Annotated in this window: 20 protein-coding genes; 12 read left to right on the forward strand and 8 right to left on the reverse strand. The window is 37.3% G+C overall.

The features are described from left to right. Nucleotides 1-19: 19 nt before the first annotated feature. The 3 genes from AB1278_RS12605 to AB1278_RS12615 all read right to left on the reverse strand — a co-directional run bounded on the left by AB1278_RS12605 (nucleotide 20) and on the right by AB1278_RS12615 (nucleotide 3,700). On the reverse strand, nucleotides 20-715 hold the full coding sequence (locus tag AB1278_RS12605) for a DUF3307 domain-containing protein (RefSeq protein ID WP_429814719.1): 696 nt from the start codon (nucleotides 713-715) through the stop codon (nucleotides 20-22). 2 nt (nucleotides 716-717) lie between these two features. Continuing rightward, entirely contained in the window at nucleotides 718-1,323 is a 606-nt protein-coding gene (locus tag AB1278_RS12610) for a SatD family protein (RefSeq protein WP_110008839.1), read from the reverse strand. 463 nt (nucleotides 1,324-1,786) lie between these two features. Then, entirely contained in the window at nucleotides 1,787-3,700 is a 1,914-nt protein-coding gene (locus tag AB1278_RS12615) for an endonuclease (RefSeq protein ID WP_202840184.1), read from the reverse strand. 192 nt (nucleotides 3,701-3,892) lie between these two features. Here AB1278_RS12615 and AB1278_RS12620 point away from each other — a divergent pair, with 192 nt between their 5' ends. The 10 genes from AB1278_RS12620 (at nucleotide 3,893) to AB1278_RS12665 (ending at nucleotide 14,998) form a co-directional block, all read left to right on the forward strand. Next, on the forward strand, nucleotides 3,893-5,032 hold the full coding sequence (locus tag AB1278_RS12620; protein WP_110008837.1) for an acyl-CoA dehydrogenase family protein: 1,140 nt from the start codon (nucleotides 3,893-3,895) through the stop codon (nucleotides 5,030-5,032). Between the two features lie 23 nt (nucleotides 5,033-5,055). Then, on the forward strand, nucleotides 5,056-5,553 hold the full coding sequence (locus tag AB1278_RS12625) for a DinB family protein (protein WP_429814723.1): 498 nt from the start codon (nucleotides 5,056-5,058) through the stop codon (nucleotides 5,551-5,553). A 373-nt stretch (nucleotides 5,554-5,926) separates the two neighbouring features. Continuing rightward, nucleotides 5,927-8,857: a reprolysin-like metallopeptidase gene (locus AB1278_RS12630; protein ID WP_429814726.1), complete on the forward strand. Its 2,931-nt coding sequence runs from the start codon at nucleotides 5,927-5,929 to the stop codon at nucleotides 8,855-8,857. A gap of 188 nt (nucleotides 8,858-9,045) precedes the next feature. Continuing rightward, nucleotides 9,046-11,265 carry a reprolysin-like metallopeptidase gene (locus AB1278_RS12635; RefSeq protein WP_429814729.1) on the forward strand — a complete coding sequence of 740 codons (2,220 nt, stop codon included), beginning with the start codon at nucleotides 9,046-9,048 and terminating at the stop codon, nucleotides 11,263-11,265. A 458-nt stretch (nucleotides 11,266-11,723) separates the two neighbouring features. Further along, nucleotides 11,724-12,437, forward strand: a complete 714-nt coding sequence (locus tag AB1278_RS12640; protein ID WP_202840180.1) for a glycohydrolase toxin TNT-related protein — start codon at nucleotides 11,724-11,726, stop codon at nucleotides 12,435-12,437. Nucleotides 12,438-12,447: 10 nt separating this feature from the next. Beyond that, entirely contained in the window at nucleotides 12,448-12,867 is a 420-nt protein-coding gene (locus tag AB1278_RS12645; protein WP_429814732.1) for a hypothetical protein, read from the forward strand. A gap of 229 nt (nucleotides 12,868-13,096) precedes the next feature. Continuing rightward, nucleotides 13,097-13,564 (forward strand): nucleoside triphosphate pyrophosphohydrolase family protein, encoded by a 468-nt coding sequence (locus AB1278_RS12650; RefSeq protein ID WP_110008830.1) that lies wholly within the window; start codon nucleotides 13,097-13,099, stop codon nucleotides 13,562-13,564. A gap of 3 nt (nucleotides 13,565-13,567) precedes the next feature. Then, nucleotides 13,568-14,131 carry a TlpA family protein disulfide reductase gene (locus AB1278_RS12655; RefSeq protein WP_202840171.1) on the forward strand — a complete coding sequence of 188 codons (564 nt, stop codon included), beginning with the start codon at nucleotides 13,568-13,570 and terminating at the stop codon, nucleotides 14,129-14,131. Between the two features lie 3 nt (nucleotides 14,132-14,134). After that, nucleotides 14,135-14,740, forward strand: coding sequence for a DUF4230 domain-containing protein (locus AB1278_RS12660; RefSeq protein ID WP_429814735.1), 606 nt, complete (start codon nucleotides 14,135-14,137; stop codon nucleotides 14,738-14,740). Between the two features lie 72 nt (nucleotides 14,741-14,812). Further along, nucleotides 14,813-14,998, forward strand: a complete 186-nt coding sequence (locus AB1278_RS12665) for a hypothetical protein (RefSeq protein WP_429814738.1) — start codon at nucleotides 14,813-14,815, stop codon at nucleotides 14,996-14,998. A 98-nt stretch (nucleotides 14,999-15,096) separates the two neighbouring features. Here the strand turns inward: AB1278_RS12665 and leuB are convergent, their stop codons facing one another. From leuB to AB1278_RS12685, 4 genes are read right to left on the reverse strand one after another with little or no spacing between them, the layout of a single operon-like run. Continuing rightward, complete coding sequence (leuB, locus tag AB1278_RS12670) at nucleotides 15,097-16,221, reverse strand: 3-isopropylmalate dehydrogenase (RefSeq protein ID WP_429814741.1); 1,125 nt, start codon at nucleotides 16,219-16,221, stop codon at nucleotides 15,097-15,099. Further along, complete coding sequence (leuD, locus tag AB1278_RS12675) at nucleotides 16,202-16,810, reverse strand: 3-isopropylmalate dehydratase small subunit (RefSeq protein ID WP_062669734.1); 609 nt, start codon at nucleotides 16,808-16,810, stop codon at nucleotides 16,202-16,204. Before leuD ends, leuB begins: the two co-directional genes overlap by 20 nt. Nucleotides 16,811-16,825: 15 nt before the next feature. Further along, complete coding sequence (gene leuC / locus AB1278_RS12680) at nucleotides 16,826-18,214, reverse strand: 3-isopropylmalate dehydratase large subunit (protein ID WP_216444644.1); 1,389 nt, start codon at nucleotides 18,212-18,214, stop codon at nucleotides 16,826-16,828. Nucleotides 18,215-18,243: 29 nt separating this feature from the next. Continuing rightward, nucleotides 18,244-19,407 (reverse strand): 2-isopropylmalate synthase, encoded by a 1,164-nt coding sequence (locus tag AB1278_RS12685; RefSeq protein ID WP_082798676.1) that lies wholly within the window; start codon nucleotides 19,405-19,407, stop codon nucleotides 18,244-18,246. 148 nt (nucleotides 19,408-19,555) lie between these two features. On the opposite strand from AB1278_RS12685, the gene AB1278_RS12690 reads away from it, so the two are divergent. Further along, the gene (locus tag AB1278_RS12690) at nucleotides 19,556-21,100 is read left to right on the forward strand and encodes a hypothetical protein (RefSeq protein ID WP_288444622.1); all 1,545 of its coding nucleotides are present in this window, start codon (nucleotides 19,556-19,558) and stop codon (nucleotides 21,098-21,100) included. A 287-nt stretch (nucleotides 21,101-21,387) separates the two neighbouring features. Here AB1278_RS12690 and AB1278_RS12695 read toward each other — a convergent pair whose 3' ends face one another. Beyond that, on the reverse strand, nucleotides 21,388-22,362 hold the full coding sequence (locus tag AB1278_RS12695) for a dipeptidase (protein ID WP_429814744.1): 975 nt from the start codon (nucleotides 22,360-22,362) through the stop codon (nucleotides 21,388-21,390). A 242-nt stretch (nucleotides 22,363-22,604) separates the two neighbouring features. Between AB1278_RS12695 and thrS the strand changes: the two genes are divergently transcribed. Next, nucleotides 22,605-24,524, forward strand: a complete 1,920-nt coding sequence (gene thrS, locus AB1278_RS12700; RefSeq protein WP_227942696.1) for a threonine--tRNA ligase — start codon at nucleotides 22,605-22,607, stop codon at nucleotides 24,522-24,524. Nucleotides 24,525-24,625 lie beyond the last annotated feature (101 nt).

A 24,625-nucleotide genomic window follows, 5' to 3' on the forward strand; every position in this document is an offset into this window, starting at 1 on the left:
TGTAGTTAGATTTATTGATTTATTTTATTATTATTCCTGTTAAGACAGCCAGTCCAAAACTCAGCAGTGTACCAATTAATACATACTCCGTAAGTTTTCTCTGTTTTGCCTGTGCAAGGTCGCTGAACCTGAAAACAGATTTGGCAGCTACCATGAAACCTACGCCTTCCCAATGATTCACCATAATAAAAGTGAAAACCAGCAGACGTTCTAAAATTCCGATATATTTTCCGGCACTTGATAAAGATTCGGTTTGAATAGTGTTGGGGCCATCCGGAGCAGGTGTCCAGGATGACAATAAGGTTTTGATAAAAATAGAAGCAGGTGTTGTCAGAAACAGCGCCGCCATAATTACCTTCAAAAATTCCTGATTTTGTACGAAGCCAAAACTGAATTCCCCGAAATAAAAAGAAACTCCGGCAATCACTGAAACATGCAGCAGCTGATCAATGAAAAACCATCTTTTCTTAGTCTTTACATTTTGAAATATAAGTTTGGAAGCATCAATCATAAAGTGAGTAATTCCCACCAATACAGCGACCCACCAAAGCTGAAGATCCCAAAGGAAAACAAGGCTTAAAATAGTGTGAATCAGAATATGAAGGTATAAAAACTTACTTTTCAGTTTATGGTTCTCCTTATCTGCAACCCATGAATTTGGCTGAAGTATAAAATCTCCGAGTAAATGTGCCAATATGAGTTTGATGAAGATCATGCCTATAATTCTGAGATTTTCTTTCTGAAATACTGATTGGTTTCCACGATGAGCTCATAGTTGGCTCGTTTCAGTCTCTGGCTTACCGAAGACTGTGAAATAGCAAATCTCTTAGCAAGATCTTCCTGAGTGATATCCTGATTCATAATCATCTCATGAATGATCTCTGCCGTAGCCATTGTCCAGTTATCAAAATCCTTGGACGACCATTTCAACAGGATATTAAGATCTCTGTCCACCGGATCACTTGATGTTTTGATGGCAACAGTATGCCCGTCACTTTTAAGGTCATTAAGCAGTCTCCCGGAATTGACATAGGCTGTACCATTGGATTCAGTGATTTTCTCAGAAGAAAAACTTTCCTCACCAATACCTATGGCCATCCTTACATCTAAATTTTCAACACTTTTAATAAGAGATTTTATGGCTAGAAAACGCCAGAAAACGTCATCAATTCTGCATTTGAACTGGAACTCATCTCCTCTGTAGATTTCCCATGTGTGAGGAGCGCTTCCCCATTTTTCGAGAAGATGTTTAAGCCTGGTAATCCAAACTTCAGTGTCCGCATGCTGTGAATTTATAATATCACCGGTAATGACCGCTATCATACTGCAAATATAAGCATAATTACTTATATATAAAAAATATAAGCAGAAACACTTATAGATATTGATTATTAGTGAATCAGCTTATATCAATGATATAGTAAACATAAGGTTTTTAAGGCTTTATATAAAACTACTGAATAGCAAAACAGCAAAAAAATGTTCAATCTTTTATTATGGTGTCGACTTTAACTCTACTTTTTTATACTTTTTTTATAGTAAGAAGCTGTTCCTGCTATCCGCTCATACTCCTCGCGCCTATCTATTCCAACTCCTTAACCCTACAACTCTCCCACTTCTACTGCGGGGTAACCGCTGCTATCAGGGCTAGGACAGTCATTGCGGGTAAAGCGAAGCAATCTCATCAATTCCCTTTGCGTATTATTTAAAAATAAACCTAACAGGTTTTAGAAACCTGTTAGGTTTGGCTTGTCACAAAAATTATAGTATTCAAATTTGATTTTATTTACCTTTTAATAAACTGATGTACCTTTTCATCAAGCTTCAGGAAATAAGTTCCCGTTGGAATCCCTTGTACAGAAATATCTTTTTTATACCTGAAAGGATCTTTTTCAGTATAAATCACTTTTCCCGAAAGATCTATGATTTGGGCTGTCTTTATATGGGTAACTTCTCCGTTCACATACAGATAATCATAAACAGGATTCGGATATATTGTAAACTCATTATTAACAGTCATCAATTCCGCTGTAGACAATGTGCCTCCCAGATTCTGACAGTAATTGGACGGATAAGAATCCCATTCACTGCTAGTAAAAGTATTATTGGGTTGATTGATGGTGTTTTTTCTGTATAAAGATACGTTCCCGTTATTATTGGTCGTGTATTTTACCCCGATAGCATCCACTGTAACCGTTTTATTATACGCAAGTTCCACATAATTTCCTCCCGCAAACATCATAGGATCAGAAGCAGTTACAAATCTTGCCTCGCCAAGAGTATAGCATGATAAAGTGCCTTTCGGATTCAGGATAACAAAAGTTTCGTTGTTTCCTACCTTGCCTTCCAATTCGTATGTGTCGCCATTATAGAAATCTCCTGATATATTATTTTTAAACTGAATATTAATTCTGTAATTATTTAAATTAACCTCATGTCCTGTTTTATTGACAATTTCCAGCGCATTATTTTTCACAGATTCCGTATTTGTTCCGGATATATATTTGGTAATGATAAGATCCGGGGCATAGGAATCCGAAGCAATTGTTGAGGCTGTTACCATATTACTGAATGGAGATTCCAGGTATGCTTTATCAAAGGCTTTCACCGTAAAAGTATAGGTGGTTGACGGGCTCAGGTGATCGATGCTGATGGAAGTCCCTTTTGTAGTGGCAACAGGCGTTACAGATCCATTCATATAAATCCTGTATCCTAAAATATCCGCATCAGGAGAAGCCGTCCAGCTCAGATTCACAAAATAAGCATTCTGCTGGGTTGAAACCAGTGATCCGGGAGCCGCAGGAGCAATAGTATCAGGTGTTTCGGACCAGATCATATCAATCCACTCAGGATGATCAATAAATGGGTTTCTGTTTTTTTGTATAGTATAAACAGCATTGTTCCGGTCAATTTCTCTTTGCGAAACCGGATCTGCCGTATTCCACTGTTTCAGCATGGCAATATAGGCAAGATCAACTGCTCTTTCTTCCGTTCCGTCCAACGGACATTGGTCTGTAGCAGGAGTAAGATTGGCAGATGTGGTATAAGCGGTATTGAATGAACCTAACTTTCCTTCATAGCGTACTGCAAAGTATAACAATGACCTTGCAATATCACCTTTGAATTCATTAATAGGTTCATACACTCTTCCAGTATAAGGGTAATTGGGAATCGCTGCATTGGATATTCTCGAAGTGTTGGAAAAAATATAATGATTGGTATTATTTCCTGTTCCATATGGATAATTGCTTCTTCGCTGGTTGATCCATCCATCAACAGGAATTATAAAATTCAGATCCGAATACATAGGATAATCACTGATAGATGAGCTTGTACTGAATGTACTCTGCGGCATCATATGTTCCCGGTTGTACCCCAAACCTTCCGCACCAACACCTGCTACCAACTGATCTGTAGTATATTCATAAGAATCCGGCCCAGACGGAATTTCAGAATAGATATCCAGCAGATACTGAGTATTGGAAGCATCATGATCATAATATTTATCCAGATCAGTCTGGGCATATAACACTTTAAGATCGTCATAATGCCAGTTGATCATTTTTTCTGAAATAATATCGTGGATCTTTGATTTCAGGGCATATCCCGTCAGTCCGGCTGTTCCATCATAATACCCCGCAGGTGCCTGCGCAGCACTATAAGAAGAAATCAAAAGGATTGGAAGTAGAATTTTTTTCATGCCTTAAAAATTGGGAAACTAAAAATAGTGAAATAAAAAACGAATATGCCAGAATATTTTATTAAGAAAGTATTAATTCTCAAAATATAAAAAATTGAAAATTAGATGTATTGGTCGTTAATAATGCTGGGAAAATAATTTTTCTTTAGCATTCCATCAATTTGGTTATCTTTGGGAACTAACTATTATTATATGAATACTGAGACTATTGACAACATCAAAATGATAGCGGAGACGGCTAGAGAATTTGCAGAAAAGAACATCAGACCGAATATTATGGAATGGGATGAAAGCCAAACATTTCCAAAAGACTTATTCCACCAGTTGGGTGAGATGGGTTTTATGGGAATTGTAGTTCCTGAACAATATGGAGGTTCCGGCTTAGGCTATCATGAGTATGTTACTATTCTGGACGAAATTTCTCAGGTTGACCCATCTATTGGTCTTTCTGTAGCAGCACACAACTCACTTTGCACCAACCATATTTATGAATTTGGAAATGAAGAACAAAGACACAAATGGCTTCCTCAGCTGGCTTCCGGAAAAGTAATCGGAGCTTGGGGACTTACAGAGCACAACACAGGTTCTGATTCAGGAGGTATGTCTACAACTGCTGTAAAAGATGGTGATGAGTGGATCATCAACGGAGCTAAAAACTTTATCACCCACGCTATTTCAGGTGATATTGCCGTAGTAATGACGAGAACAGGTGAAAAAGGAGCTAAAAATAATTCTACAGCCTTTGTTTTGGAAAAAGGAATGCCTGGTTTTACTTCCGGAAAAAAAGAAAATAAATTAGGGATGCGTGCTTCTGAAACAGCAGAATTAATTTTTGATAATGTACGCGTACCGGATTCTCACCGTTTAGGTGAAGTTGGAGAAGGTTTCAAGCAGGCTATGAAAGTGTTGGATGGCGGTAGAATTTCTATTGCTGCATTAAGCTTAGGGACTGCAAGAGGAGCTTATAAAGCAGCTTTGAAATATGCAAAAGAAAGACATCAATTCGGAAAACCTATTGCAGATTTCCAGGCAATCAACTTTATGCTGGCAGATATGGCAACAGAAATTGATGCTGCTGAACTTCTTATCCAGAGAGCATCTACTCTTAAGAATGCAAAACAAAAAATGACAAAAGAAGGAGCTATGGCTAAACTATATGCTTCTGAAGCTTGTGTAAGAATCTCAAACAATGCAGTTCAGATCTTCGGAGGATATGGTTATACGAAAGATTTCCCTGCTGAAAAGTTTTATAGAGATTCCAAACTTTGTACTATTGGAGAAGGAACTTCTGAAATCCAGAGACTTGTCATTGGAAGAGATATTACAAAATAATTTTAAAAATAACACCGATACAAATGATTAAACAGGCACTTTTAGGTGAATTTCTGCATGAAGCAGAAAACACCAGAAAAATTTTACAGGCAATCCCCGACAGCGCACTGGATTGGAAACCGTCCGAAAAAAACTGGACAACCGGACAGCTTGCGTCTCACATTGCTGAAGTATACAACTGGTATGAATCTACTTTCAATCAGGACGTTTTTGATATGGGAACGTACAGGTATGACAAAGGAGACATTTCTAAAGCAGAAAATATCCTTGCAAAATTTGAGGAAAATGTTGCCAACGCACAGAAAGCTCTTGAAAACTCTGATGAAAATACCTATTTCAACGAGTGGAAAATGGAAATGGACGGAAATGTACTTTTCCCTCCTATGCCAAAGGTTCAGGTGATAAGAGCTTTTCTTTATAATCATTTGTACCATCACAGAGGTGAGTTGGTTGTTTATTTAAGAGCAACCGGGAACAAAGTCCCTGGACTTTACGGACCTACTGCTGATGATAAAATGTAGTTAAACATTGCATCAATATAATAGAAGCTGTTTCATTTTGAAACAGCTTTTTTTGTAGGAAGAATACAGAGCGGTACGGCAATATTCACTAAATATGATTTATCAATATTTATTTGCTAATAATTGAATTATTAATAAAATATATTGTCTCATTTTAATAAATTAACAAACAGAAAGCCGATATATTATTTTTTTAAAATTAAAATTCATTTTACGACTTTTATTTTTCTTTTATTAATGAGCATTTTCCATTATATACAATGTATTACATAATATATTATATACAAAGTCTAAATATTCCTTAAAAAATTTTGTTTTTCGTAATATATTTTTTATTAGATTTGACATTCCACAATCAAATTTAATATTTAATATGAAAAAACAATTAACGCTGATTGGAATGCTCCTTATTTCGGGTATTTCTTTCGCACAGACTGACCGTCTTTGGTCTGAAGGTTCAAAAAGAACTTCATCAGAGATCTTTGAAAACAAAACCAGTATCAGCAATCCAAAGGTTTACAGCCTGGATATCAACGGATTGAAAAACATTCTGGCAAAAGCTCCCAAAAGGCTGGCTGCAGGCGAAAAATCTGAAATCATTATTTCTTTTCCAAATTCTGAAGGCAGAATGGAAAATTTTAAAGTGAGGGAGAATTCCAATTTTGCCCCTGAGCTGGCAGCCAAATATCCGGACATCAAATCCTATGTGGGACAAGGTCTGGATGATCCTAATTCCACAGTCTATTTCAGTGTTTCTCCGCTAGGACTGTCCTCCATGGAAATTTATGGTGATAAATCGGCCGTTTTCATCGAGCCTTACACCAAAGATCTTTCTTCGTATGTAGTATACAGAAAATCTGACAAAAAAGATGATCTCAACAAGTTTGAATGTACAGTGGTAGATGCCGCACAGAAAGGAGTTTCCAATTCTTCTCTTGCTGCAAGACCTAATGCTGATGATGCCAAACTGAGAACATTCAGACTGGCACTGTCCTGCACAGGTGAATACACCACTTATTTCGGAGGAACAAAAGCTCAGGCTTTAGCAGCGATGAATACTACAATGACCCGTGTAAACGGTGTATTTGAAAAAGATTTCGCAGCGAGAATGGTTCTTATCGCCAACAATGACGCTGTCATCTACACCAATGCATCTACAGACCCTTATTCCGCAGCTTCAGGAATGAGCAACTGGAATTCCCAGCTACAAAGTACACTGACTTCTGTAATTGGTGAAGCCAATTATGATATCGGACACTTGTTCGGAGCTTCCGGAGGTGGAGGAAATGCAGGCTGTATCGGCTGTATCTGTACAAACGGATCAAAAGGAAGCGGATATACTTCTCCGGCAGATGCTATTCCTTCAGGAGACAATTTTGATATTGACTACGTAGCTCATGAAATGGGACACCAGTTCGGTGGAAACCACACCTTCTCTATGAATAATGAAGGAACAGGTGCCAATATGGAGCCAGGATCAGGATCAACAATCATGGGTTATGCAGGAATTACCAGCCAGGATATTCAACCGCATTCTGACGCATTTTTCCATGCAATAAGCATCCAGCAGATCACCAATAATATTAAAGCTAAAACCTGCTCTGTTAATACCAACACCGGAAATGCAATTCCTACAGCTAATGCAGGATTAGATTATACCATTCCAAAAGGAACTCCGTTTGTTCTTACAGGTACAGGAACAGATGCTGACGGAGATTCTTTAACCTATATCTGGGAACAAATGGACAACGCTTCTTCTTCCCAGACAGGAGCAAGTTCCGCTGCAAGTGCTACAAAAGCTTCAGGACCTAACTTCAGATCATGGACTCCTACTACTGGACCGGTAAGATATTTCCCAAGAATGGCTTCTGTTTTAGCAGGTGCCACCACTACCGCAGGTTCTGAAATCACAGTTGAGGCTCTTTCTTCAGTTGCCAGAACATTAAACTTCAGATTTACTGTTCGTGATAACAAAGCAGGAGGCTCAGGAAATAATTCCGATGATGCTGTTATCACTGTTAACGGAACTGCCGGACCATTCAATATCACTTCACAGAACTCTGCAACAACATACGCCGGAGGAAGTTCTCAGACAGTAACATGGAATGTGGCAGGAACTACAGCCAACGGGGTAAATGCTGCTAATGTGGATATCCTCTGGTCAACAGACAGTGGAAATACATGGACTACTCTATTGGCAGGAACTCCGAATGATGGCTCACAGGCAGTGACCATTCCTAATGCCAATACAACGACAGGAAGAATTATGGTAAAAGGATCAAATCACATTTTCTTTGATGTTAACAATGCTAACATCTCTGTAAATGCAGGTTCCGGAACTCCTGACACGGTTGCTCCTACAGCTCCTACCCTTGCTGCTTCAGGAACTACAGCTACAACCACTAACCTTTCATGGTCTGGAGCTACAGATAATGTTGGTGTTACCGGATACGATGTATACCAGGGAGCTTCATTAATTGGTTCTACGGCTTCTACTACATATACTGTAACAGGACTTACACCGGCAACTACGTATTCTTTCTCTGTGAAAGCAAAAGATGCGGCAGGAAATGCTTCTGTTTCCAGCAACACCGTAAGTGTTACGACTCTTTCCGGAGGAACAGTTACTTATTGTTCTTCTTCGGCCTCAAATACAGCAGATGAGAGAATTGGAAATGTGACATTCGGATCTATCAATAATACGTCTACAGGAACTGCAGGATACGAAAACTTCACTTCAGTTTCTACCAATGTTACAAGAGGAAGTGCTTATACAATTTCCATTACTCCGGTGTGGACTTCTACAAAATACAGCGAAGCCTACGCAGTTTATATTGATTATAACGGAGACGGAGACTTCACAGACAGCGGAGAGCTGGCATGGACAAAAGCAGGTTCTACAACCAGCCCTGTTACAGGATCTATTACAATTCCTGCTACTGCCACAGTTGGATCTACTAGAATGAGAGTAATGATGAAGTACAGCTCAATTCCTACATCTTCATGTGAAGCATTCACTTACGGACAGGTGGAAGATTACACCCTTAATATTATTTCTTCAGGAAAAGGAGATCTTCATAATACAAATGATCTGATCACGGATGTGAAGCTTTATCCAAACCCTGTGAGAGATATACTATATATTTCCAATACAGCATCAGAAGATTATAAGATCTTCGATATGGGTGGAAAACTAATTGACTCAGGAAAACTTCAAAGGGGCTCTGTGAATGTAAGCAACCTTATCAAAGGAGCTTATATGATTCAAATTGGAGAATCTTCTAAGAGATTTATTAAAAATTAGTAACGAATAGACTTTTTAAAATTAAACGATGTGAAAAACCGTTCTGCATAGAACGGTTTTTCTTTTTTTTAATTTTATACCATCTCTCACTTTATCACCTTTTCGTATCGGTATATCCGATAAAAAATTCATATAAAGAATACATTTTCAGTAAGTTTTTTTACTATTTTTGCTAAAAATACATGTAAGTGAAAAAACAATTATTGATGACGGGAATGCTCGCATTGTCGGGTATTTCTTTTGCACAGACCGATCGTTTATGGACTTCAAGCTCCATTAAAATATCCTCTCCCGTTCTTGAAAATATGTCAGTTTTTGAAGATCCGCAGCTTTTTCATCTGAATATAAGCGGATTAAAAAATGTATTAGCAAAGGCTCCAAAAAGATTAGCAGGGCAATCCGAAGTCATTATCTCTTTTCCCAATTCAACAGGGAGAATGGAAAATTTCAGGGTAACGGAAAATTCTAATTTTGAACCGGAACTCGCTTCTAAATATCCGGATATCAAATCTTACATCGGTGAAGGTGTCGAAGATCCTGCTTCAAAAGTTTATTTCAGCATCTCTCCTTTAGGATTATCTTCTATGGAAATCTACAGAGATCAATCTGCCGTTTTTATTCAGCCTTATACCAAAGACCTTTCCACTTATATTGTTTATAAAAAGTCTGACAGAAAAGACCATTTGAACAAACTCGAATGTACAGTTTCTGATGCTGCTCAAAAAGGTAATTTAAATGTCGTAACCCATAAAAATGCGGATGATGCTACATTAAGAACGTTCAGACTTGCACTTTCCTGCACAGGAGAATATACTTCTTATTTTGGAGGAGCAAAAGCTCAGGCTTTAGCAGCCATGAATAATACCATGACCCGCGTGAATGGTATTTTTGAAAATGATTTTGCAGCGAGAATGGTCTTGATTGCCAATAATGATGATCTTATCTATACCGATGCCGCTACAGATCCTTATTCTTCCTCTTCACAAATGAAAAACTGGAATCTGGAGCTGATGAACAATCTGAGCTCTTCCATCGGAAATAATAATTTTGACATAGGACACCTTTTTGGCAGAGACGGTGGTGGCGGCAATGCAGGATGTATCGGATGTATTTGTGACAATGACATGTCTACTTACCAAAGTCAGGGTATAACCTACCCAAGCAGCTATAAGGGAAGCGGATACACTTCTCCAGCCAACGGTAATCCTTCGGGAGACACTTTTGATATCGATTTTGTAGCTCATGAAATGGGACATCAGTTCGGCGGAAATCATACATCTTCTTATCGCGTTGAACCGGATTTAAAATCTGTGGAACCAGGTTCAGGATCTACCATTATGGGCTATGCGGGTGTTACCAGTTATGATGTTCAGAATAACTCTGATCCGTTTTTTCATGCCATAAGCATTGAACAGATCACCAATAATATCAAAGCAAAAACCTGTTCTGTGAATACCAGTACCGGTAACTCAATTCCTACAGCCAATGCGGGTCCTGATTATATTATTCCTAAAAGCACTCCTTTTATGCTTACCGGATCAGGAACTGATGCTGACGGAGACCAGCTTACCTATATCTGGGAACAGATGGATAAAGGAACTTCTTATGAAACAGGAGCTAATTCTGCAGCACAGGAATCAAAAACTCGGGGACCTATATTCAGATCATGGGCACCTTCAGCTTCTCCGGTAAGATATTTTCCGACAATGTCCTCCATTCTGGCAGGTTCTCTCAAAACCGCAGGAACAGAAATAGATGTTGAAGCACTTCCTTCTGTAGCCAGAGCTTTAAATTTCAGACTTACTGTTCGCGATAATAAAGCCGGAGGCGGAGGCAACAATTCTGATGATACAAAACTCACTGTTGATCCGGCAGCCGGACCATTTATGATAACCTCACAAAACACTGCTGTTTCTTATGTAAAAGGAAGCTCACAAACGGTTACATGGGATGTAGCAGGCACTACAGCAAATGGTGTGAATACCGCCAATGTAGATATCCTCTGGTCAACAGATAACGGCAGCACATGGACAATACTTATGACCGGAACTCCTAATGATGGTTCGGAGAATATTACAATTCCTGATACTTTAACCAACTCCGGAAGAATAATGATCAAAGGAAGCCATCATATTTTCTTTGATATCAATAATGCCAATATTTCTGTAAAAAATTCTAATGAAGATGCTGCTCCATCCTCTACCGAAATCAAACTGTATCCCAATCCTGTAAAAAATATTCTTACCCTTACAAACACCAGTAATGAAGGATATAAAATCTACGATATGTCCGGCAGGCTTGTAAGTGGAGGAAACCTCGAAAGCGGAACGGTCAATGTCAATAAACTAACCAATGGAACTTATGTCATCCAAATTCCAGAATTCACAAAACAATTCATTAAAAAATAGAAAAAATAGATTTGAAACAATAAGCTGCTCATTCGGGCAGCTTTTTCGTTTATTGAAATGCAAAATATGATCTTAAATCTATTTATCATTACAATAAATTTCAGAATAATAATTTATTTTAGATAAAACTACCAGAATTTGAGTTTTTTAATTTAAATTTATCGCATAACAATATTTCATTGTACCGTTTACCCAGATTGTATTTAAGGGAGCTCCAGATCGTTTTTGACATCTGATGCCATTGCTTCTTTTGAGTTGATTTTGGCATGAATTGGTTATTTACGGTCAGAAATCACATTATTAATCCAGATTCCGGTCCTTAAAATTTCTGCTATAGACCGGAAAACATCAGCAATACTTACGTCAGTATTTACTTAAGATCTTTATCAGGAAAGCGATGTTTCAAAAAGGTACCCTTCAAATACCTCTGTAATTTTAAAATATTTAAAATTTTTAATATGAAACATTTATTTAAGTACATTTTTTTTCTAGCCATTACTTCGTTCTCGGTTGCCTGTAGCTCTGACGATGATGAAGTAATAGACGTCAATCCGGATGTGACCACCGTATTCTACAAAAATGCAGATGAACTGGCAGTAACCTATGACTCCAATAATTCGGTAAGCCAGGCTATAAGAAATCAAGCTTATGACTTATACAAAAGGGGAAAATGGAGTGAACTGGAATCTCTTTTTAAGGCTAATAATTTAAATGGCGGATGGCCGCCTGCCAACGGAGGTTATAATATTGTTGATGATGTTCCTTTACAGGTTGGGCAGAAGTTCGACAGATACAGCGGCGCTGTCGGCAGTTATAACGGAACCGGGGTTCCTACATTAGGAGGAAGCTTTACAAGCCCTATCATCAACGGATATGTTTATACTTTTACACAAAGAGCTCTAAACCAGCCTGAAGACAAATACGATTTTTATTATGAAATTGATGTACTGAACAACTCCATGCAGTTTAAAACCCAGACAGCAGACATTATTCCGTGGTTCAGCCAGGCAGGAAAAGGTAAACAAACGATGTGGAAAATTCCTATTGATATCAATACAGGTTACCAGAAAACATGGAATAAGCTGGCAGAAGAAGGTTATATTAAAATTACCATTAAGAGAAGCCCAAGCGGAAAATATCCTAACTTAGCAGGCACAGTTATTCAGCCATAAATCAGCTCAGATGTATTCATTATCAGAAAAAATAAACATTATTGGAAAAGCTTCTGTTGAAAAAAACGTCTTTATCAATGACGAAGCTCTCCCATCAGCAATCACCACTTTCACCTGCTCTCATTGCGGAAACAAAAATAGAATTGCAATAGCACCTTATGAATCAGGGTTTCCTGTTCTGCAGCTGTATCATGAAGATAAAGTGGTATCTAAAAATGAATTGCTAAACCACGGAATGGTCAACGGAACCTCTCAAAGAATGTTTCATTTCGGAGAATTGACAGTTAATGATCTGCCAACTTTATATTTTGGAACCGACTGTTCTTCCTGTCATTCCAGTTTCATCTGTCTATTCAGCTATGGAGAAAAGCAGCCGGGTTTGATGATACTTACCATCTCCGGAGTCTGGAAATATGAAGAATCTAAATAATTGAGTATAATTGAATCACTTCAAAATAAAACCACAATTTTCAAGTTGTGGTTTTTAATTTTTATGGATTAAATTTCCCCATTGATAATACAGATTTTTGCAGTTTTTGGTTTAAAGATAGGATTGTATATTCAAAAACATTTTCCCAGACACTTTATTTTTACATTTCCTGCTGTACATTTCACATTTTGCAAATCCTTTTCTATCTTTGTGGGAAATAAAAAAATTCATGGATAAAATTGATAGTCTGAACCAAGTAGCAGAATTCCATACTACTTTCAAAGCCCCTATTTTAGATACCCCACAAATTCCTTCTCCGGAAAGATGCAATCTGAGAGTAGAACTTTTACAGGAAGAATTAAACGAACTGAAGCAGGCAATTGCTGACAATAATATTGTAGAAATTGCTGATGCATTGTGTGATCTTCAGTATGTTTTGAGTGGTGCGGTACTGGAATTCGGACTTGGCAACAAATTTGTAGAGCTATTCAACGAAGTTCAACGCTCCAATATGTCGAAAGCATGTGATAATGAAGAACAGGCAGAGGAAACTGTAGAATTTTACAAAGCGAAGGAAGTAGAATCTTTTTATGAAAAGTCCGGAGAAAAATTTAATGTTTACAGAAAGGCAGATCATAAAGTATTAAAAAACAAATACTACTCTCCTGCTGATTTAAAATCAATTATCGAAAAATAAAATATGAAAAAAATTATTACCAATATTGTTGCCTTTTCAACCTTGTTTTTGGCTTCACAGCAGCTTACTGCACAAAAAGTAGTGGTAAACCGTGAAGTTGAAACCCAGAATGATGGCAAAATGCTTTTGGGAAACCAGTTGAAAGAGCAGTTTTTAAAAGCTCCTTATGCAGATTGGTATGTGAAAGAACATGATGAGTATGTTCTTGATCAAAAGGCAGTCAGTGAATTAAAAAAAGAGAAAATCGGAACCTATGATATTATCGTTTTCATGGGAACCTGGTGTGAAGACAGCCACAGAGATTTTCCAAGACTGATGAAAATATTGGAAGCCGTAAGTTATCCGGAAAGTAAATTGAATATTATTGCTGTTAACCGTAAGAAAGAATCTCCTACCGGGGATGAAAGTCTTTACAATCTTCAGAAAGTTCCTACCATTATCCTGAAAAGATATGGAAAAGAAGTGGGCAGAATTATCGAAATGCCTACGACAGGATATATTGAAAGGGATTTGGTTCAAATTCTGAAAAAGAACGATTCGTCTGTTATCAAAGAAATTTTTAAATAGATTTTGAGAAATTATAGAACAATATTATCTTTTGCTGCAGGTGCCGGCGCAATGGTACTGCTCTTTTTTGGCCTGAAATCCTGCCTGAACCTTGGAAATAAAACTGAAAAGTCAGATTATTATATCCTGACCAATCAGATTTCCAAGATGAATAAGATGGTGGTCATGGAACAGAATACATCCAGCATGCAGAAAACCAAAATGGGTTATGAGGTTTTTGGAAAAGAAGTTTCCAGCAACAGTATTATTACCTACACAAAGACTAATGCACAGGTTTCTTATGATCTCAACAAAATGAAGATTGAAGTAGATTCCATCAACAAAAAGCTGATGATTACCGAGCTTCCTGATGCTGAAATCAGAATTACACCTAGCGTTGAAATTCAGTCTTTGGATGATTCTTTTTTTAACAGGATTTCGGAGAAGGATATTAAAAATGTTACCGCTAAAGCTAAGGAAACCGCAGAGAAATCAATTGATCAGAATCAACTGAGAAGTGAAGGCCGCAAACAACTCATGGAAAACCTGAATAATATTTTTGTATTGGCTAAGGCTTTGAATTATGAAATAGAAGACAAGACCGGAAAAATTGGTATTCTGGGTCTTTAGGTTAAAATATTTCTGTTTGGCAAACCCTTTGAATGATACTATCCATATTGTTTACATTTAAAATTCAAACTCATGGATACAAAAGGAAAAACCACCAGGAAAGAATCTGCCAATACCGCAGAAACCCAAAAGCAAAATCAGGATTTCCAGAATATTCCTGCCGCATCAAAAAAGGCCAATCCGCCTGATATTGATAAAGAAGATGTTCAGAAGTCTTCCAAAAACAAATCAGGAAAAACGGATAACACAAAAAAATAAAAGAGCTTTTAAGGCTTTATTTAATAATGAAAAACGAAAAGTTCCGTCTCATATGAGATGGAACTTTTCTTTCTAACTATCTAACTGAACTTTTGTTTCTATACAATGGTCGATTTTCCGATCTTAATATTTTCAAAATTGTAATAAGACTTTTCGGAATATCTGATATGATCGGCAATAAAGCTTCCCACTTCACTTGTGGAGTAATACTGTTTGCTATTAAGATCAATTGTGACATACTTATTTTCAATAGCATGCTCTACCGACTGTCTTAATTTTTCGGCTGCGGTCTTTAAACCAAGATGATCCAGCATCATCGCCACACTTAAAATAGAAGCAACAGGATTGGCAATTCCTTTTCCTTTCGCCTGCGGATAAGATCCGTGAATAGGCTCAAACAAAGCATTCTTCTCTCCTACTGAAGCAGATGGTAATAATCCTATAGAACCTCCGATCACACTTGCTTCATCGGAAATTATATCACCAAACATATTTTCCGTTACAATGACATCAAAATGCTTAGGATTAAGGATCAGCTGCATGGCTGCGTTATCTACAAACATATAATCAAGCTCTACATCCGGATATTCCGGTGCAATTTCCTGACACGTCTTTCTCCACAATCTTGACGTATCCAAAACGTTGGCTTTATCAATAAGCGTAAGCTTTTTCTTTCTTTTCTGCGCTTCCTGAAATGCCATATGCGCAATCGGAATAATATCTTCACGGCTGTATTTGCAGATATCATAAGCGTAAGCACCTTCCGGATCTGTAAATTTTTCACCGAAATAGATTCCGCTTACCAGTTCTCTGAAAATCTGAATGTCAGCGCCTTCAATAATTTCTCTTTTCAATGGGCTTTTATCAATCAGAGAGGCGTAGGTTTTTAAAGGACGGATATTGGCAAACAACCCTAACTCCTTGCGAAGTTTCAATAATCCCTGTTCAGGTCTTACTTTCGCTTCCGGATTATTATCAAAAACCGGATCACCAATAGCTCCGAACAGTACAGCATCAGACTCTTTGCAGATTTTCAGCGTTTCTTCGGGCAAAGGATTTCCAGTTTTAAAAATAGCCTCTGCACCGATTAATCCATATTCAAAATGGAATTTACATTGAAAAGCTTCAGCAATAGCATCTAATATTTTAATGCTTTCACCGATGATTTCCGGGCCAATCCCATCTCCGGGAAGAACCGCAATTTTAAAATAATTGTCGCTCATTTGCTTTTTGTGTTTTTAATTCAAATTCTGTGATCGTCTGCTTTCTGCTGATTAAAAAATCAATATCGTCATAGCCGTTCAGCAGGCATATTTTTTTATAGGAATCAAGCTCAAAGGTTTCTGTGGTGTCTTTAAAGCTGATGGACTGTAATTCCACATCAATAGCGATTTCATTATCAGGGTTTTCATTGATACCCTCCAAAATTTCTTTTAAAAATTCTTCGGAAACTTTTACAGGAAGAAGTCCGTTATTCAAAGCATTTCCTTTAAAGATATCTGCGAAATAACTTGAAACAATGACCTTGAATCCATAATCCGTTAAAGACCAGGCTGCATGCTCACGACTGCTTCCACAGCCGAAATTATTTCCTGCAACAAGAATCTCACCACCGAATTTGGGATTGTTTAAAACAAAGTCCGGATTAGGTTCTCCTGTATGAATATTGAATCTCCAGTCTCTGAACAGATTTTCTCCGAAGCCTTTTCTGTCTATACTTTTCAGGAATCTTGCCGGAATAATCTGGTCTGTATCTATATTTTCTGCCGGCAGTGGAACTGCGCGGGATTTTAAAACAACTAATTTTTGCATTTACTTTTAATCTGTTTAGTTTAAACTTTCAAAAGCTGATATTTTACCTTCTATGGCTGCTTTTGCTGCGGTAAGCGGGCTGGCAAGAATTGTCCTTGAACCTTGTCCCTGTCTGCCTTCAAAGTTTCTGTTGGAAGTGGAAACACAATATTCTCCTTCCGGGATTTTATCATCATTCATCGCCAGACATGCCGAACATCCCGGCTGACGAATCTGAAATCCTGCATCACTGAATATTTTATCCAAACCTTCCTCATAAATCTGTTTAACCACCTGTTGAGATCCGGGAACAATCAGCGCTTTTACAGCCTCAGATTTGCTTTTCCCTTTAATATACTGGGCTGCAGAACGGAAATCTTCTATTCTTGCATTGGTACAGCTTCCTATGAACACATAATTAACCTTGATACTGTTAACTGCCTGTCCGGCTTCCAGTCCCATATATTGTAAAGCTTTCTCTTCAGATTCATTTTGCGGTGCCGGAATCACTTCGCGGATTGAAATCCCCATTCCTGGATTAGTACCGTAGGTAATCATAGGATAAATATCCGAAGCATCAAAGCTGAGTTCCTGATCAAAAACAGCGCCTTCATCTGTTTTCAAGGTTCTCCAATAGGCTACTTTTTCATTCCAGTCTTCTCCTTCCGGGGCGAATTTTCTTCCCTTTACGTATTCAAAAGTAGTTTCATCCGGAGCAATCATTCCGCCCCTCGCACCCATTTCAATACTCATGTTGCAGACCGTCATTCTTCCTTCCATTGACATTTCTTCGAAGACATTACCTGCATATTCGCAGAAATATCCTGTTCCGCCGTCTGTTCCTATTTTTGAAATGATATAAAGAATCACATCTTTAGGCTGAACATTTTCGTTTAATTTACCATTGACGGTAATTCTCATTGATTTCGGCTTGTTCAGTAATAAACACTGGCTGGCAAATACCTGAGCTACCTGGCTGGTTCCAATCCCAAAGGCAATTGAGCCAAATGCACCATGGGTAGAGGTATGGCTGTCACCACACACAATGCTCATTCCCGGCTGGGTAATCCCTAATTCCGGAGCGATGATATGAACAATTCCCTGATATTGATGTCCCAATCCGAAAAGTTCAATATTATTTTTTTTACAGTTTTCTGTAAGCTGTTCTACCTGATTTCTTGAAAGATCATCTTTAATAGGCTGATCCTGATGCAAGGTAGGTACATTGTGATCCGCGGTAGCTACAATCTGTTCCGGTCTGAAGATTTCCAGATTTCTGGATTCAAGTTCTGCAAAAGCCTGAGGGCTGGTTACCTCATGAATAAGATGTTTGTCGATATAAATGATCTGAGGTCCGTCAGGAATGGTTTCTACCACATGGGCGTCCCATACTTTATCAAAAAGTGTCTTTTTACTGTTGTTCATTGTTTACTTTATCTTGATTTAAATCAAACCTATCCTATTTTTCTGGCGAAAGAATCCATCATAACACTCAGATCATCGTTGTCTATTTCTTTTTTAAGGTCAGCGATTTTCAAAAATTCCTGATACAGATAATCAAGTTCATTTTTGGTAACCTCATAACCGATATGCTTGAAACGGTAAGCCAATGCTGAACGTCCGCTTCTTGCTGTAAGAATGATTGAAGAGGCATTCACACCTACTTCTGCAGGATCTATAATTTCATATGTTTCCCTGTTTTTAATCACCCCATCCTGATGAATTCCTGAGCTGTGAGCAAAGGCATTAGCTCCTACGATGGCTTTGTTTGGTTGTACAGACATTCCCATCAGATCAGAAACCATAGCACTCATTTCATTCAGCATTCTGGAATTCACATCAGTATGCAGATTCAGATTTTTATGCTGTTTTAAAATCATGACGACTTCTTCCAGTGCTGTATTTCCTGCCCTTTCACCCAATCCGTTGATCGTACATTCAATCTGGCGGGCTCCATTAATTGCTCCGGCAATAGAATTGGCAGTAGCCAGTCCCAGATCGTTATGGCAATGACATGAAAGCACTGCTTTTTCAATTCCCTTTACATTTTCTTTAAGATATTTTATTTTCTGACCATACTCTTCCGGCAGGCAATATCCTGTGGTATCAGGAATATTCAGGACAGTTGCTCCTGCTTTGATCACCGCTTCACACACTCTCGCCAGATATTCATTATCCGTTCTTCCTGCATCTTCAGCATAAAATTCAACGTCTTCAACATATGTTTTCGCATATTTTACTGCTTCTGCTGCTCTCTCAATAATATCTTCTCTTGTTGAGTTGAATTTGTATTTAATATGAGAATCCGAAGTCCCGATTCCTGTATGGATTCTTGGTTTCTTTGCCAACTTCAGCGCTTCTGCTGCTACATCAATATCTTTTTTGTTCGCTCTTGTGAGTCCGCATACCTTTGCATTTTTCACCAGTTTTGAAATTTCTGAAACTGATTCAAAATCTCCCGGGCTGGAAATCGGGAATCCTGCTTCAATGATATCAATTCCTAATTCGTCAAGCCTTTCAGCAATAATCAGCTTCTGTTCCGTATTCAGTTTACATCCCGGAACCTGCTCCCCATCTCTCAGTGTCGTATCAAATATTTCGATTTTTTCGGAATTCATAAGTGAAGTTTTTTACTTAATTTTGGATCAAAACTACAGCTTGCGATATTTTTTCTTTTTCACTTTTTCTGAAAATTACAATATTCAACAGCTTAGAAAACAATTATATTTATTTGTTAATCAATAATTTAATTCCCCAAAATTTACAATGGCAGAATTGCAGAAAGATTTTTTGTTTGTATTGGTAAAGTCATTGACGACCTCTGAAAAAAGACAGTTTAAGCTCTACGTAAACCGCCTCGGAATTAACGTAGATGCCAAATTCCTATTGTTATTTTCTGAGATGGATAAGATGAAAGAATATGATGAAAGTATTATTATTGAGAAAAAGATATCTACAAAACAACAGCTTTCTAATCTTAAAGCCCATCTTTATAAACAGATTCTTGTAAGCCTTCGAATGAACCCGAGTCATCAGAACTACAGAATCCAGCTTCGTGAACAGTTGGATTTCGCCAACATTCTGTATCAGAAAGGGCTTTACAAGCAGGCTTTAAAAATATTGGATAAAACCAAACAAACGGCACTGGAACTGGATGAAAAAAGTATCGCTTCGGAGATTATCGACCTTGAAAAAGTAATTGAATCACAATTCATTACACGAAGTATCGAAGGCCGTGCAGAAGAGCTTATCAAACAATCTCAGGAGATCAGTAAACAAAACCGTTATACAACAAAATTATCCAATCTTTCGTTGAAATTATATAGCGAAATGCTGACCCATGGTTATGTAAAAAACGATGCAGACCGGCAGGAAGTCATGGACGTTTTTAACTCCGAGATTAAAAACATTAATCCTGAGAAATTGAATTTCACAGAGAAATTATGGTATTACAAAGCCCATGTCTGGAAAAACCAGCTTTTACAGGACTATAAATATACCTTGAAATATGCTTATCAATGGGTCGATCTTTTTCACAAGAAACCTGAAATGATCTATAGCCATCCTGTCTGGTATATCAAAGGGAATACGTATTTGCTGAAAATTTTGTTTTTATACGGAAATATTGATATTCTGGAGGAACATTTCCAGAACTTCAATACAATGGTTCATTCGGAGAATTTTGTTCAGAATGAGAACCTTCAGTCTCTTATTTTTCTTACTCAGTACAATACGCTGATGAATATTCACTTTGTAAAAGGTGAATTTTTTACAGGAACCAAGCTTATCCCTGAAGTGGAATTAAAAATGGAAAAGCTCAGAGAAAGGATTGATGAGCACCATTTTATGATTCTTTACCTTAAAATGGCCGCCATGTTCTTCGGAAGTAAAATGTTTGAAAAGTCCATTGAATATTCTATGAGGGTTATAGAATCCAAAGGAAATGTACAGGAAGACCTCTTGTTCCATACAAGAATTCTGATCTTAATGGCAAAATATGAGTCTGGCAATGATGAAGATTATGATGAATTTATTGCTTCTACTTTGAAATTTGCGAAGAAAATGAAAAAGCCGGAAGAATTCCATTTTGAAAGCATTCAGTTTTTTAAGAACCTGAATAATCAAATCCCGGATCAGAGACAAAAAGCTTTTGAAAGCTTTGATAAAAAGCTGGAAGAATATTCCAATAATGAATATTATAGACGTTCGTTATTCTATATTGACATCCACGGATGGATTAAATCTAAAGTTCAGAATGTGGACGTAATTGAGATTATCAAGCAGAAAGTAAAGTATAAAAGAAAGCATTAAATAAGAATATATAAAAATATATTTTTCAATAATTTACAATATTTTATTTCATGTAAAATAAAACATCAAAAAACATTTTTTAATATAATCTTTTATAGATTTAGGTATTAACAGGTCGCTCCTCCGGAGCTCTGATTTAAAACCAAATATTTTAACAGTTAGCTCCTATTGGGGCTGCTTATGATCCTGTCGGGATCTTCTGTTAGTAGAAAATGATGAAGTCCCGTAAAATAAAGCTCCTCCGGAGCGACCTGTTAATTATGCTGTGATGTAATCGGATGATGATTTTATTTATACATCTTCTTTATAAAACTCAATGCATTTTTATGGCTGATTTTTTCCATCAGTTCATGTGAAAAACGCTTCTCAATTTCTTTATTGATAGCATTAAATGCAGATGCATCATCATATCCTTTAAAGAAAAATGGATGACGGGATTTATCAGGATGGTTTTTACAGAAGAAAAAATCGGCACCATACGCAACTGCATCTTCTCCACCCAAATCAAGGCCGTACTGAATATGTTCATATAACATTTCCGGATTTGTATCATCGACACAATTGCGGATAAAATTGAGTCCGATCAGCCCTTTTCTTTTAATCACTTCTTTCGCCAGTTCATCGGGAAGATTTCTCTTTTTATCATGTACCTGTCTGTAGTTGGAATGGCTTGCGATAACAGGAATTTTGTAGTTTCTCTGATCAATATAATTAAGAATTCCATAGGCAAGCTGATCACTGGTGTGGGCAAGATCAATAGCAATGTTTTTTTCTGAGAAATAGTCAAGCAGAACTTTACCGTCATCTTTCAATCCTACATCGGAATTGTTTCCTCCTCCAAAGCGGTTTTCAGTATGATGGGTTATTCCAAGGTAAAGAATTCGTTGTGTTTTTTCAATCATCGCTTCCAGATTTTTAAAACCCGTTTCCAAAGTGTCATCTTCGCCACAGAAGCCGGATGCATTTTCAATAGAAGCGATAACTCCTACTTTGCCTATATTTTCAGGATTTTTATAATTGTTACCATCGAATAAGAAAAAACTTTCATTTTGCAGGAGATCTGAAAATATTTCGCTCTGTTTTGCTCCGTAAGCAGTACTATTTTGCCCTGTCGCGGAGTATATAGCCATCACCTGAAGCTTTACATTTCCTTCTTTTAAATAAGGAAGTGAGCATCCAAGTTCTTTGTCGTTAATTAATGAACCCGGCTCTAGCAAATAGCATAATAAATCGCAGTGAAGGTCAACATTTATAGCATTCATATTAATTGTAATTAATTTGTTTTTAAAGACTTACAAATAGACTAAGTATCTTAATATTGGTGTTATCTTGAATAAAAAATCAAAGGTATTTTTCTATGAAAAACGAAATATGGAATTCAGTGAGACTAAAACCATCTGCATCTTTTACATTTTTAATATTAATTCTCATTCTAAATATATGCTAATATAGTATTTTATCTAAAAATTCCGTATTTTTGCCTCTTAAAATTTCTTAGTAAACAATGATAAAAATTACACTTCCAGACAATAGTGTCAAAGAATTCGAGGGAGCAGTGACTCCCCTTGATGTGGCAAAATCTATAAGCGAGGGATTGGCTAGAAACACCATTTCCGCAATTGTTAATGACAAACAAGTAGAAACGACCACACCTATAACCACGGATTCTACGGTACAGCTTTTGACCTGGAATGATGATCTTGGAAAGAAGGCTTTCTGGCACTCTTCTGCTCACCTTTTGGCGCAGGCAATCCTTGAGTTTTATCCTGATGCTAAGTTGACCATCGGTCCTGCTATCGAAAGCGGATTCTACTATGATGTAGATTTCGGGGATGAAAGTCTATCTGAAAAAGATTTTGAGAAGATTGAGAAAAAGATCCTGGAAAATGCGAAGAAAGGCTCAACCTTCTCTTTATATCCGGTTTCAAAAGAAGAAGCTTTGAAGACGTATGCAGATAACCCCTACAAAGTGGAATTGATCTCTAATCTTAATGATGGGGAAATTACTTTTGTAACCCACGATAACTTCACAGATTTATGTCGTGGTGGTCATATCCCGAATACAGGAATCGTAAAAGCGGTTAAAATATTAAATGCAGCAGGAGCTTACTGGAGAGGGAATGAAAAGAACCCACAATTAACAAGAGTATATGGTATTTCTTTCCCTAAGCAGAAAGATCTTACAGAATATCTTGAAAGATTGGAAGAAGCCAAAAGAAGAGACCACAGAAAATTAGGTAAAGAACTTGGAATCTTCGCATTCTCTGAAAAAGTAGGTGCAGGTTTACCACTTTGGCTGCCAAAAGGTACTGCTTTAAGAAGAAAACTGGAGAATTTCCTTTCTGATGCTCAGAAAAAAGGAGGTTATGAATTCGTTATGTCTCCACATATTGGAGCCAAAGAATTGTATGTAACTTCAGGACACTGGGATAAATATGGTGAAGACAGCTTCCAGCCGATTAAAACGCCGAATGAAGGAGAAGAATTTTTGCTGAAGCCGATGAACTGTCCTCACCACTGTGAAATTTACAAAACTTCACAATGGAGCTACAGAGATTTACCAAAAAGATATGCAGAATTCGGTACGGTATACAGATATGAGCAAAGTGGAGAGCTTCACGGTTTAACGAGAGTTCGTGGATTTACTCAGGATGATGCTCACTTATTCTGTACTCCGGATCAGCTTTCTGAAGAATTTGAAAAAGTAATTGATTTAACGCTTTATGTTTTCAAATCTTTAGGTTTTGAAGATTTTGTGACTCAGGTTTCATTAAGAGATCCTGAAAACAAACAAAAGTATATCGGTTCTGATGAAAACTGGGAGAAAGCAGAAAGTGCGATCATCAATGCAGCAGAAAAGAAAGGCTTAAAAACAGTTATCGAATACGGAGAAGCAGCATTTTATGGTCCTAAACTTGACTTCATGGTGAAAGATGCTTTAGGAAGAAAATGGCAGTTAGGAACAATCCAGGTAGATTATAACTTACCGGAAAGATTTGATCTTCACTATATCGGAAATGATAATGAAAAGCACAGACCGGTGATGATCCACAGAGCACCATTCGGTTCTATGGAGCGTTTTATCGCTATTCTGCTGGAAAACACTGCAGGTGATTTCCCGTTATGGCTGAGCCCGGATCAGTTTATTATTCTACCAATCAGTGAAAAATATGTAGATTATTCAAAAAAAGTTTCACAATTTTTGGAAAATCACGATATTAGCGGTCAGATTGATGAAAGAAATGAGAAGACAGGTAAAAAGATCCGTGATGCTGAATTGAAGAAAATCCCTTTCATGCTTGTTGTAGGAGAAAATGAAGAGAAAGAAGGCACGATTTCTGTAAGAAGACGTGGTGAAGGAGATCTTGGAGCGATGAAGCTGGAGGATTTCGTTGCTTACTTCAAAAAAGAGGCAGCAATCTAAATTTTAAATAAAAAGATTGAAGGATTAAAAAATTAATAAAATCTTTCAATTTTAAATATTTAAATCAATTAAATTAAGTAATTAACCAATAAAATTATAAT

The organism is Chryseobacterium sp. NRRL B-14798, assembly GCF_050470705.1.
Lineage (GTDB): Bacteria > Bacteroidota > Bacteroidia > Flavobacteriales > Weeksellaceae > Chryseobacterium > Chryseobacterium cupriresistens.

Bases quoted from the DNA above. Each gene is read 5' to 3' on its own strand.
- AB1278_RS12690 (WP_288444622.1), top strand. From the start codon at position 19,556: ATGGCAGAATTGCAGAAAGATTTTTTGTTTGTATTGGTAAAGTCATTG.
- AB1278_RS12605 (WP_429814719.1), bottom strand. From the start codon at position 715: ATGATCTTCATCAAACTCATATTGGCACATTTACTCGGAGATTTTATA.
- thrS (WP_227942696.1), top strand. From the start codon at position 22,605: ATGATAAAAATTACACTTCCAGACAATAGTGTCAAAGAATTCGAGGGA.
- AB1278_RS12645 (WP_429814732.1), top strand. From the start codon at position 12,448: ATGTATTCATTATCAGAAAAAATAAACATTATTGGAAAAGCTTCTGTT.
- AB1278_RS12630 (WP_429814726.1), top strand. From the start codon at position 5,927: ATGAAAAAACAATTAACGCTGATTGGAATGCTCCTTATTTCGGGTATT.
- AB1278_RS12650 (WP_110008830.1), top strand. From the start codon at position 13,097: ATGGATAAAATTGATAGTCTGAACCAAGTAGCAGAATTCCATACTACT.
- leuD (WP_062669734.1), bottom strand. From the start codon at position 16,810: ATGCAAAAATTAGTTGTTTTAAAATCCCGCGCAGTTCCACTGCCGGCA.
- AB1278_RS12695 (WP_429814744.1), bottom strand. From the start codon at position 22,362: ATGAATGCTATAAATGTTGACCTTCACTGCGATTTATTATGCTATTTG.
- AB1278_RS12610 (WP_110008839.1), bottom strand. From the start codon at position 1,323: ATGATAGCGGTCATTACCGGTGATATTATAAATTCACAGCATGCGGAC.
- leuB (WP_429814741.1), bottom strand. From the start codon at position 16,221: ATGAGCGACAATTATTTTAAAATTGCGGTTCTTCCCGGAGATGGGATT.
- AB1278_RS12625 (WP_429814723.1), top strand. From the start codon at position 5,056: ATGATTAAACAGGCACTTTTAGGTGAATTTCTGCATGAAGCAGAAAAC.
- AB1278_RS12665 (WP_429814738.1), top strand. From the start codon at position 14,813: ATGGATACAAAAGGAAAAACCACCAGGAAAGAATCTGCCAATACCGCA.
- leuC (WP_216444644.1), bottom strand. From the start codon at position 18,214: ATGAACAACAGTAAAAAGACACTTTTTGATAAAGTATGGGACGCCCAT.
- AB1278_RS12620 (WP_110008837.1), top strand. From the start codon at position 3,893: ATGAATACTGAGACTATTGACAACATCAAAATGATAGCGGAGACGGCT.
- AB1278_RS12640 (WP_202840180.1), top strand. From the start codon at position 11,724: ATGAAACATTTATTTAAGTACATTTTTTTTCTAGCCATTACTTCGTTC.
- AB1278_RS12615 (WP_202840184.1), bottom strand. From the start codon at position 3,700: ATGAAAAAAATTCTACTTCCAATCCTTTTGATTTCTTCTTATAGTGCT.
- AB1278_RS12685 (WP_082798676.1), bottom strand. From the start codon at position 19,407: ATGAATTCCGAAAAAATCGAAATATTTGATACGACACTGAGAGATGGG.
- AB1278_RS12655 (WP_202840171.1), top strand. From the start codon at position 13,568: ATGAAAAAAATTATTACCAATATTGTTGCCTTTTCAACCTTGTTTTTG.